Source organism: Clostridium cuniculi (assembly GCF_004353185.1).
GTDB classification, from domain to species: Bacteria; Bacillota; Clostridia; order Clostridiales; family Clostridiaceae; genus Clostridium; species Clostridium cuniculi.
In genome coordinates this window covers 33,822-45,148 of sequence record NZ_SMUS01000035.1, presented here as the reverse complement: position 1 = coordinate 45,148, position 11,327 = coordinate 33,822, and the positions used below count along the sequence as shown (strand labels likewise).

8 protein-coding genes and 5 tRNA genes are annotated in these 11,327 nt (G+C 29.6%); 2 read left to right on the top strand and 11 right to left on the bottom strand.

The window, feature by feature from the left end; translation table 11 throughout:
• Positions 1 to 47: 47 nt before the first annotated feature.
• From EJJ37_RS15540 to rph, 8 genes are all read right to left on the bottom strand, one after another.
• Positions 48 to 121, bottom strand: a tRNA-Gly gene (locus EJJ37_RS15540).
• Positions 122 to 164: 43 nt separating this feature from the next.
• Positions 165 to 240, bottom strand: a tRNA-Pro gene (locus EJJ37_RS15535).
• Between the two features lie 9 nt (positions 241 to 249).
• A tRNA-Arg gene (locus EJJ37_RS15530) sits at positions 250 to 326 on the bottom strand.
• 70 nt (positions 327 to 396) lie between these two features.
• Positions 397 to 470, bottom strand: a tRNA-Gly gene (locus tag EJJ37_RS15525).
• A 59-nt stretch (positions 471 to 529) separates the two neighbouring features.
• Positions 530 to 605 (bottom strand) — tRNA-Pro (locus EJJ37_RS15520).
• A gap of 96 nt (positions 606 to 701) precedes the next feature.
• Positions 702 to 1,187, bottom strand: coding sequence for a YfcE family phosphodiesterase (locus EJJ37_RS15515; RefSeq protein ID WP_207739645.1), 486 nt, complete (start codon positions 1,185 to 1,187; stop codon positions 702 to 704).
• A gap of 215 nt (positions 1,188 to 1,402) precedes the next feature.
• Positions 1,403 to 2,005 carry an XTP/dITP diphosphatase gene (locus EJJ37_RS15510; protein WP_133016435.1) on the bottom strand — a complete coding sequence of 201 codons (603 nt, stop codon included), beginning with the start codon at positions 2,003 to 2,005 and terminating at the stop codon, positions 1,403 to 1,405.
• A 1-nt stretch (position 2,006) separates the two neighbouring features.
• Positions 2,007 to 2,750, bottom strand: coding sequence for a ribonuclease PH (gene rph, locus EJJ37_RS15505; RefSeq protein WP_133016434.1), 744 nt, complete (start codon positions 2,748 to 2,750; stop codon positions 2,007 to 2,009).
• A gap of 123 nt (positions 2,751 to 2,873) precedes the next feature.
• Here rph and EJJ37_RS15500 point away from each other — a divergent pair, with 123 nt between their 5' ends.
• Entirely contained in the window at positions 2,874 to 4,520 is a 1,647-nt protein-coding gene (locus EJJ37_RS15500; RefSeq protein ID WP_193553937.1) for a hypothetical protein, read from the top strand.
• A gap of 67 nt (positions 4,521 to 4,587) precedes the next feature.
• Here EJJ37_RS15500 and EJJ37_RS15495 read toward each other — a convergent pair whose 3' ends face one another.
• On the bottom strand, positions 4,588 to 6,081 hold the full coding sequence (locus EJJ37_RS15495; RefSeq protein WP_166484795.1) for an ABC transporter substrate-binding protein: 1,494 nt from the start codon (positions 6,079 to 6,081) through the stop codon (positions 4,588 to 4,590).
• Between the two features lie 146 nt (positions 6,082 to 6,227).
• Between EJJ37_RS15495 and EJJ37_RS15490 the strand changes: the two genes are divergently transcribed.
• On the top strand, positions 6,228 to 6,512 hold the full coding sequence (locus EJJ37_RS15490; RefSeq protein WP_133016432.1) for a hypothetical protein: 285 nt from the start codon (positions 6,228 to 6,230) through the stop codon (positions 6,510 to 6,512).
• A gap of 86 nt (positions 6,513 to 6,598) precedes the next feature.
• Here the strand turns inward: EJJ37_RS15490 and ligA are convergent, their stop codons facing one another.
• Complete coding sequence (gene ligA, locus EJJ37_RS15485) at positions 6,599 to 8,584, bottom strand: NAD-dependent DNA ligase LigA (protein ID WP_133016431.1); 1,986 nt, start codon at positions 8,582 to 8,584, stop codon at positions 6,599 to 6,601.
• 91 nt (positions 8,585 to 8,675) lie between these two features.
• Positions 8,676 to 11,003 carry a DNA helicase PcrA gene (gene pcrA, locus EJJ37_RS15480; RefSeq protein ID WP_133016430.1) on the bottom strand — a complete coding sequence of 776 codons (2,328 nt, stop codon included), beginning with the start codon at positions 11,001 to 11,003 and terminating at the stop codon, positions 8,676 to 8,678.
• Positions 11,004 to 11,327: the final 324 nt, after the last annotated feature.

Genomic DNA, 11,327 nt, shown 5'->3' with positions numbered 1-11,327 from the left:
ACGCCTTAGAAGGGCGTTGCTCTATCCAGCTGAGCTAAACACGCTTATGGAGCGGGTAGTGGGAATCGAACCCACCTTTCCAGCTTGGAAGGCTGGAGTATTACCGATATACGATACCCGCATATTTCTTATTTAGTTAACCACATTTACTTTTTTAAGCAAATTGGTCGGGGTGACAGGGATCGAACCTGCGACCTCATGGTCCCAAACCACGCGCGCTCCCATCTGCGCCACACCCCGGTATAAAAGTGGTGCGTGTTAAGAGATTCGAACTCCTGGCCCACGCCTTAGAAGGGCGTTGCTCTATCCAGCTGAGCTAAACACGCTTATACCAAAGAACGTTTATTATTTTAAAACATTTCTTTATTTATGTCAAGTCTTTTTTTAAAACTTGATTGGAGCGGGTAGTGGGAATCGAACCCACCTTTCCAGCTTGGAAGGCTGGAGTATTACCGATATACGATACCCGCACATTTCTTATTCAGTTAATCAGATTTACTTAAAAAAGTCAAGTCTAATTTAACTAAACTGGTCGGGGTGACAGGGATCGAACCTGCGACCTCATGGTCCCAAACCACGCGCGCTCCCATCTGCGCCACACCCCGGTAATCACATTGCTACATCTCGCAGCGACAATGATTATTCTACATTATGATTTTTAATTCGTCAATACCTTTTTTAATTTTTTTTATAATTTTATTTTATACCTCTTTTATATATATTATTGGTTCCTTATCATCAACTAAATCAATATATCCTAAAGTCTTATTAATTCTACCCATTCCATGTGAAATACTTCCTGGGTTCATTAATGTTACTCCATCATACTCCTCAATAATAGGTAAATGAGAATGTCCAAATAAAACTATATCTGCTCCAACCTCTTTTCCTCTATAATAAATAGAGTTATATCCATATTTAACACCGTACTTATGTCCATGACACATAAATATTTTCTTGCCTTGAATTTCTATTATCATTTCTTCTGGATATTTGCCATTAAAGTCGCAATTTCCTCTAACAGCGTATACTTCTCCATTGAATTCTTCTGTAATCTCATTTAGGTCATTTTCTCCATCACCTAAAAATATAAGCACTTGTGCATTACTTATCTTCTTCTTTATCTTACTTATACTATTTCTATTACCATGAGAATCACTTATTACTGCAATAAGCACTATAATCATCCCTTCACTATAAATTAAATAAATTGCTAAGCACTTTAGTTAGTTAAGAGGTAAGAGTGAAGAGTGAAAAGTTAAGGTTGAAACTGCTATAGCAGTTTCTTAAAATATATATTTTTTAAACTCCCTAAGGAGTTTTTTCCTTCACTATTCACTCTTCACTATTCTCTCTTAACTAAAAATATTGCTACGCAATATTTTTAAATTGTGCTCTATTATTAAATTAATATCTCTTTAAGTTTTTTAAGAGCATTTCCTCTATGAGATATCGCATTCTTTTCTTCTGGTGTTGCTTCTCCAAATGTTTTATTGAATCCTTTATAGAAGAATAATGGATCATATCCAAATCCACCTTCTGTTTTTAGCTCCTCTATAATAGTACCTTCAACTTCTCCTCTTACAATCTTAACACTACCATCTTCAAATACTACTGCTATTTCACAAACGAATCTAGCACTTCTCTCATCACCCTTAAATGCTTTCATTTCTTCTAATAGTTTAAGATTATTTTTATAATCATTACCATGTTCACCAGCATACCTAGCAGAATAAACTCCAGGTTCCCCATTTAAACAATCTACTTCTAACCCAGAATCATCTGATAAAACTATAAAGTTACTTTCACCTTTATTTAATAAATATTGATGTATTTCCATTGCCTTCTTTTTAGCATTATCTTCGAAAGTTAATCCATCTTCTTCAACATCTATATCAATAGACATATCCTTTAATGAATAAATTTCATATGGATATCCTTTAAGTATTTCTTTTATTTCCTTTATTTTCTTTAGATTATTACTAGCTAAAATTATTTTTTTCATACTATTCTCCTGTTCCAATCCATAAAGAATCCATTTTTAAAGATTCCTTTTGTAATTGTATCATTTGTTTTATACCCTTTTCAGCCAAATCCAATAACTCATTTAATTCTTTTCTATTAAATGGTGCTTCTTCTCCTGTACCTTGAATTTCTACAAATTCACCTTCATCTGTTCCAATAACATTCATATCAACTCTTGCAGTTGAATCTTCTTCGTAACATAAATCAAGTAATTTTTCATCTCCAACAATACCTACACTTGTTGCACATAAAAATTTCCTAATAGGATATACTTTAAATGGCTTTTGCTTATGAAGCTTATTCATTGCATCAACTAAAGCAACGAAGGCACCACAAATAGAAGTAGTTCTTGTTCCCCCATCAGCTTGAATTACATCACAATCTATCCAAATAGTCTTTTCTCCTAATGCTTTTAAATCCACAACAGATCTTAATGCTCTACCTATCAATCTTTGTATCTCCATAGTTCTACCATCAACTTTTAATCTTGCTATATCTCTAGGCTTTCTTGTTGCAGTAGAACGCGGAAGCATATTATATTCTGCTGTTATCCATCCCTCTCCTGTACCTTTTAAAAAGGGAGGAACTTTCTCTTCTATTGATGCAGTACAAATTACCTTAGTATCCCCAACTTCAATTAAAACTGATCCCTCTGCATGTTTTATATAATTTCTAGTTATTTTTGCATGTCTAACTTGATCATTCTTTCTTCCGTCACTTCTCATTTATAATTCCTCCATTTTAATAATTGCTTATATATATAAATTTCTCCTTTTTTTAAAAATAATGCAACAAATTCTCACTCTACTCATAATATTAATATAAGGATTAATTAAGAGGTGAAAAATTTGAGATATATTGGGCCATTTTTTAGAATGAATAGCCTTTCTGAAAAGGAAATTAACGGACAACTTTTTTATTTATCTAAAGAAGCAGTAAAAACTATTGTACTAAACTCAAGATGCGGTTTAGTCTCTCAAATAAAAAAGTATAATAAATTGTCTTCCTCAATTGATATTACCACAAATAGTAATTTTTCTCCACTATTATGTGTGTATAGAAAGGCTTCTCCAACATTTATTCATAGTAAAAATTCAAACGGATTTGATGAAGAAACTTTTAAAAAAGAAATTAACCCAAGTACTAATGCATTAATGTCATTGTGCTTATTAGAATTATTGGATTACTATAGAAGTTTTGAAAATATAGACAAAAATATTTATTCAATCAATGAAATATATAAAAATCTAGCAAAAGATCAGCTTGATTTTTACTCAACACATTTAAGAAACAGAGAAGGTGTGTTTGTAGATAAGAAGAACATATTAGAAAATAACGCTAAAAATTTTAATCTAGTTGACAAAGATAAGAAATTTAAATTCTCTGATCAGGCATTTATGATGATTGCATATTACTTATATTCTATAAAAAATCCTAATGATGAATCTTCTGATTTATATAAGGAATTTTCAGAACAAATTTTAAGGATGTTCTGTGATTTTAAAGATCAAATTTATGATTGTTCATTAGATGAAATTTGTAAGGTTTTATTATCACTAAATATTCTGTATAGCTACAATGATAATAATGCTGAATTGAAAGATTTAATTATAGATCTTGCTGATTATGCTATGTGTAAATTTGATGAGAAAGATTATTATATTAATTCATTAGATACAGCTTCTTTATGTTCCATAGTTTTAACTTTATCTTATAAACATACAAAGATACTAACATTTTCAGAAAAGATAACAGAAATTATAAATAGACTATATACTTTATATGATGAAGATAAGGGTGCTTTTTATAAGCTTTCTTCAAAGAAAGAAATTAAATATTCATGCTTTGATATTACATTCTATATTCTTGCTTTTATTATTTACCAAAATATAATTAGCAGTTCTAATGAATATCGAATGATGATATCTACTATATATAAGAAATTTATTATTAACTCCGGCCTAATAACAAGTTGGCCAGAAGCTCCAACTTTAGATGATTATGAAAGATATCGTGGTTTTAGTTTAAATTCTAAAGATATGGTTGATGAAAGTTATTTTAGAATGCCTAATATCCCAACCCCTGATAGTACTGGAGTTGCTCCAATATTCAATAAATATATAACTTACAATAAGCGTAAAGATTCATTTTCTATTAGTAAAAATACATTCGATAGCTATAGAAACTTCTTAAACTTCTTTTTGCTTATTCATCTTTTCAAAGATGAATATATGGATGAATTAGGACTGCTAGAAGATAGTATGCTTTCAACATCTGAAGTAAGATCATCACAAGAAGAGTCCATTAATACTGTTACAGAATCTTCTGATTCAATTACTACAACTGAAAAAATTATAGAAACTCAAGATAATACTTCAACAGAAGTAGTTGATATTGTTCCGGAGGATATAATAGTTAATGAAAATTCTGTGGAAATACAATCAACACCATTAAGTAAACCTGATGAAAATAATCCAGAAACAAATAAAAATTAATTATTATTATTTAGTTAAAGGAAAAGAATGATTAAGAAATAAAAATAGTATTCCTTAATCATTCTTTTTATTTTTTTATACTTTTAAAATCTATATTTCCATTTCCATCTAATATACTACTATCAACATTACCATCAACAGCTATTGTATTATTATAAAATAATAACGGTAATATTCTATAATTATTAAACAAATCTTCTTCTATTTGCGCAAATAACTCTTCTTTCTCAGCTTTTGAGCTTGAATTGTTTATCATTTCTCTTTGTTCTTTTGGAACGAAGCTAGAAATAGTATTTAAAAGTTGTTCATCGTCATCTAATTTTGCATAAACATTAACTAATGCAATATCATAATAATTTTTCTCACTAATTAGATTCATATCTTCCTCTGATAATAAATTAACTACAATTGCAATATCAGTATTATTTTTAAACCAATTAGTTATATAACTAGTTATATCCTTATTTTCAAGACTTTCTTGAGCTACTAACACAATCTTAGATGGCATGGTTATTTCTTTTTCAGTATTAACCATAACATTTCTACTTTGAAGTTTAGTTAAATCCTCTTTATCCTCCCTAAAATAACTACATTCCGCCAATTCAACTAATATATTGTTTTGATTTTGATATTCTTCTATAGCTTCATTTACTAACCTATAAATTTCATTTTTTACTTCATTAGAAAAATTAGAATTATTTGCATTAAAGGCTAAATATAATGCTTCATTTGATGGAGATTCTATTAGCTTTCCTTCTGTTTTCAATCTTTCTAACTGACTTTTAGGTGGATTAATTACAATATCTCTATTTCCTATTTCAAAAGCTGCTAATGCTAAATCTTCACTCTCATCCTTAACTAAATGTATTGTTTGCGCTAACTCTACACTAGCCTTACTACTTCTTTTAAGTACAACCTCTGTCTCACTTATACTATCGATATAATAATCTCCAGAATATGGGATGTTTTTATAATTCAAAGCTATATCCTCCCAAAATAAAACATCCTTTCTTAATCTATACTGGGGCTTTGTTAATTCTTCTATAAATCCATCATCTTTTGAATTTAATCTTATTTTTATACTGTCTTCATCAGAAGTAATTGCAACAGTTTCAGCAAAAGTTTTATCACTTTCTAAATAATCTTTTACTCCAAAAACATTTAATAATGCTGATATTTCATTATCCTCTGTAATTACTTCTCTAAAAAATGAAACTATGTCTTCTGGTGTTATTTTATCACCATTGCTCCAATATGCATCATTCCTTATTTTAAAAACATATTCTAATCCATCATCATTTATTTCATAACTTTCTGCTAATGCAGGTTGTATATTTCCATCTGAATCACTCTCTACTAATCCTTTGCTAGTAGCACAAACTATATCTTGTTGTCTTTTATCTAAATCACCTATAGATTTTAAATTTGTTGGTATACTACTTATTGAATAAACAATATCAGCTGTATTATTAGAAACTTGCTGTGGTGTTCTATCTATAAAGCTTAATAAAATAATTATAGTTACAATTGAAATAGAAATAGTTAATATTATTTTTTTCAAATTTATTTCCCCTTTCTGCATACTTTTTTATAATTATAGACATAATTATTAAGAATTAATCTTTTAAAGTATAAGTTAATATTTTTTATAGCATTATTTCCAATTTATGATATAATCATTTTATAAACTTATGGAGGTACTAAGATATGACAACTGCACTGCAAGTAGTTCAAATAATTTTCCAATCAGTAGCTATTATTTTTATGATTTGCTTTATGTTTATTGGAATATGGTCTTTCATAGCTTTTCTTAAAGTGGCTAAGAACCAACGAATTCAAACTTATTTACTTGAAAAAATAAATAAAAGTATTTCATCACTTGAAAAAGCAACAACTCGTGATGAAACTTCTTTAGATACAGATTTTTTAATGGAAAATTTAACACCTAATGATGATAATAATATTATAAAGTTTGATGATAATATAAATTAAAAAAGCAGTTACAAATAATAAGTATTTGTAACTGCTTTTTAATTTATATCTTAGAATAATAAGTATTATTCTAAGATATTAATCTATTAAACCATATTTTCAAATTCCTCTTCTGATAACACAGTAACTCCTAAATCTTGAGCTTTTGTTAATTTAGAACCCGCTTCTTCCCCAGCTATAACGTAATCTGTTTTCTTACTTACACTTCCTGAAACCTTTGCACCTAAAGATTCCAATTTAGCTTTTATCTCACCTCTAGAGTAATTTTGTAAAGTTCCTGTAACAACTACAGTTTTACCATTAAACGAACTTTCTAATATAACCTTCTCTTCAAATGAAGGGTTTACTCCAAGCTTTAATAACTCATCTATAGTAGCTAATACTTTTTCCTCTTGGAAGAACTCTAAAACACATTTAGCTACTATATCACCAACATCTTGAACAGATACTAGTTCATCAAATGTAGCACTCTTTAATCCTTCTATTGATTTAAATTTATTAACTAAATCCTTAGCAGTTTTAACACCAACATTAGGAATACCTAATGCATATATAAATCTGTATAATTCAGGTGTTTTACTTCTTTCTACTGCATCTAATAGATTTTGAGCCTTCTTTGGTCCAAATTTATCTAAAGTTAATAATTTTTCATAATCTAACTTATATAAATCTGCAATTGATCTTATATCAAGCTTTTCAAATAACTGTTCTGCAGTTTTTTCTGAGAATCCTTCAATATTCATAGCATCTCTACAAGCAAAATGAACTATACTTTTTACCATTTGAGGTTTGCATGATAATGTATTTTCACAGAAATAATGAGCTCCATCTAAAACTAAATGACTTCCGCAAGCTGGACAAGTTTCTGGAACTTTAATTTCAGTAGCATTTTCTAAACTTGATTCAACAACTCCCATAATTTCTGGAATAACATCATTAGATCTTCTAATAAATACATCTGCACCTATCATTACACCTTTTCTTTTAATATCATCCATATTATTAAGAGTTGCTCTCTTAACTGTAACTCCAGCAAGTTCAACAGGCTCAAGGATTGCTGTAGGACCAACTCTACCACTTCTACCAACATTCCATTCAACATCTAAAAGTTTAGTTGTAGCCTCTTGAGCTTCAAACTTAAATGCAATTGCCCATTTAGGGAACTTAACTGTATACCCTAAAAGTTCTCTAGTTCTTATATCATCTATGGCAATAACAACTCCATCGATGTCATAATTTAAATCGAATCTCATATCTTTGATTTCAGTTATATATTTTTCTACATCTTCTAAAGTAGTTGCATACCTTATATAATCATCCATTGGAAGACCTTTTTCTTTTATGAAGTTAAGCATTTCTTCATAAGTTTTAAAGTTTTGTCCTTCTTTATATCCTACATCATAGAAAAATGCAGAAAGTCCTCTTCTAGCTGTTTCTTTAACATTTAGGTTTCTTAAAGCCCCAGCAGCACCATTTCTTAAGTTTTTAAGTGGTGTTTCTGATGTAGCATTATATTTATCAAAGGCTTCGACAGTCATTATTGCCTCACCATGAACTTCAAATAAATCACCACTTGAAGTCTTTAAAGGAATTTCCTTTATTGTCTTAACTTGAGCTGTCACTTCTTCTCCAGTTTCACCATTTCCTCTTGTTGCAGCAGTTTGAAGAATTCCATTTTCATCATATGTTAAATTAATAGTTAATCCATCAAACTTTTTTGTTATAACATATCTAAGATTAGGTAAATTTTCACCTCTAGAATTCATCTCATTTACAAACTTAACATTTCTATTATGCCAATCTTTTATTTCATCAAAACTTTGAGCCTTGTCTAAACTCCAAAGTCTTGCTTTATGAGTATATTTATTAAATCCTTGAAGAACTACATCCCCAACTCTTTGCGTTGGTGAATAAGGCAATACATATCCTGTCTCTTCTTCTAAAGCTCTTAATTCATCATACTTGATATCATACTCTTTATCAGATACCGATGGATTATCTAAAGAATAGTATTCATAGGCATATTTATTTAAAAGTTCAACTAATTCCTCTACACGAATCTTCTTATCCATTCAAATCTCCCTTTCTTAATCGACAAATTAAAAGTGATAAGCTAAGAGTTTAATCTTAAGCCTACCACTTATCACTTATAACTTATAACTCTTATAAAAGCTCTAGTTTTGCCATTGATAACATTAGCATTTTTACTCCTTGTTGATTAAATGCTATTGTTAATTTTTTATCTCCATTTACATCTGATACTGCAACTATTGTTCCCTCACCAAATTTATCATGTTTAACTTTTCTTCCAATAGTAGCTTCTGCAGCAGTCATTGTAGATGTTGCTGCTAATTCATTTGATACTGAACTTGCTCTATTTCCTCCACCGAAATTCCTATTCTCAAAGGTTCCATAATTGCTTCTTAAACTATGCGGGTTACTATATGATGGTTTAAATCTACCATTTACTGTTCCAGCACCTGAAGCTGACGTTACATCTTTACTATCACCAGTCATTGTAACGTATTCTCTAAGTTCCGGTTTAATTTCAGAAATAAAGTCTGATTGAGGGTACGCAACTGTTCTACCAAATACTCTTCTAACTTCAGCAGAAGTCATAAATAATGTTTCCTTTGCTCTAGTTATACCAACATAACAAAGCCTTCTAGACTCCTCCATCTCAGCATCACTATTAAAGGATGCTTGGCCTGGGAATATTCCATTTTCCATACCAACCATAAATACTACTGGGAACTCTAACCCCTTAGCACTATGAATAGTCATTAGAACAACAGTCCCATTTTCATCCTCTTCATCTTCAAGCTTATCTGTATCTTGAACAAGAGAAACTTTTTCTAAGTAAGCTTCTAATTGTGTTTTATTTATATCAAATTCACTTGATCCTGCTGCCTTTTCTTTTTCATAATTTTTCTCAAAATCAACGGCGTCAGATACAAGTTCCTTTAAGTTTTCTATTCTACTCTTATCTTCAATTTGCTTTGAAGCTTCAAGTTCTTTAATATATCCAGTATCCTCTAAAATTGTCTCAATTAAATGTGATACTGGTACAGTTTCAGAAATCACCATTAGATTTTCCATAAGTTCCATAAACTTTTCAATTCCAGCACAATTTCTAGCTGTTAATGTTGGAATAGTTCTAACTTCTGATAATGCATCCCACAAAGGTAACTCATAACTTTCAGCAAAATCTAAAACCTTTTGTATAGTTGCATCTCCAATTCCTCTCTTAGGAACATTTATTATTCTTCTTAAAGCTATACTATCAGAAGGATTAACTAGAACTTTTAAATAACTTAACATATCTTTAATTTCTTTTCTGTCATAGAACTTAGTTCCACCAACAATTTTATAAGCTATTGCTGCTCTTCTTAAACTTTCTTCAAATATACGTGACTGAGCATTAGTTCTGTAAAGTATAGCAAAATCTTTATATTGCTTATTTTGCTCTTTCTTTATTTTTTCTATTTGATTAGCTACAAATGTACCTTCATCACCATCTGAATATGCTCTATATACTTTAATTTTACTTCCAGACTCTTGCTCTGTTCTAAGAACTTTACTTTTTCTATTTGCATTATTTACTATAACAACATTAGCTGCATTTAATATATTAGCTTTTGAACGGTAATTTTGCTCAAGCTTTATTACCTTTGCATCTGGATAATCTTTCTCAAAACCAAGGATGTTCTTAATATCAGCTCCACGCCATTGGTATATACATTGATCATCATCCCCTACTACGCAAATATTTCTATGTTTTGCTGCAAGTAATGTTACAAGTTCATATTGAGCCCCATTTGTATCTTGATACTCATCTACCATAATATATTGGAATTTTCTTTGATAAAACTCTAATGTTTCTGGATTTTTCTTAAATAATTCTACCGTCTTACAAATTAAATCATCAAAGTCTAAAGCATTATTTTCCTTTAACCTTTTTTGATACATTCTGTAAACTTCAGCAATCTTCTTTTCTCTGAAATTAGATTCATGTTCTCTATAGTAAGAATCTGCACTTTGCATATTATCTTTTGCTTTGCTTATCTTACCCATTATTTCTTGTTCAGTTATTTCCTTGTCATTTATATTAAGAATTTTTATACACTCTTTTATAAGAGTCTTTTGATCAGTTCCATCATATATAGTAAAGTTCTTCTTATATCCAAGCTTTTCAATTTCTCTTCTTAGTATTCTTACACAAGTTGAGTGAAATGTAGATATCCACATATCATTAGCCTTATCCCCTATAAGTGCCTGCACTCTTTCTTGCATTTCTTTAGCTGCTTTATTAGTAAATGTTATTGCTAATATTTTATAAGGAAAAATATTTAAATCTTCTATCATATGAGCCATTCTATGTGTTAAAACTCTAGTTTTACCTGACCCTGCTCCTGCTAAAATAAGTACAGGTCCCTCTACAGTTACCGCGCCTTCATATTGTTCTTTATTAAGTAAAGATTTTAAATCCAAAAGAACATCCTCCCTTCATTTTTCCGACTAAACTATCTGCTTTAATCGAACATACAATCTATATAAAAATTATTATAACATAGTTAGTATATATTATTGCCATAATTAATTAAATTTAAAAAATCTATTATTATAAAGAATAGTATAATAAACTTTATCTAATTAATACTTTGGGATAAGATAAATAAAATCTTATTGTGAAATCATTTACTTTTTTTATTTTTAAACGCAAAAAAACGCAACCCTTGGGGCCAGGTTGCGCTTCAGCAATAAGCAATAAATAAAAAGGGGGCTATTTAATTCCTTTTATTTATCCTTGCATTA

Coding starts and splice junctions, on each gene's coding strand:
- ligA (WP_133016431.1), bottom strand. CDS start 8,584: ATGGATAAGAAGATTCGTGTAGAGGAATTAGTTGAACTTTTAAATAAA.
- EJJ37_RS15490 (WP_133016432.1), top strand. CDS start 6,228: ATGACAACTGCACTGCAAGTAGTTCAAATAATTTTCCAATCAGTAGCT.
- EJJ37_RS15510 (WP_133016435.1), bottom strand. CDS start 2,005: ATGAAAAAAATAATTTTAGCTAGTAATAATCTAAAGAAAATAAAGGAA.
- EJJ37_RS15515 (WP_207739645.1), bottom strand. CDS start 1,187: ATGATTATAGTGCTTATTGCAGTAATAAGTGATTCTCATGGTAATAGA.
- rph (WP_133016434.1), bottom strand. CDS start 2,750: ATGAGAAGTGACGGAAGAAAGAATGATCAAGTTAGACATGCAAAAATA.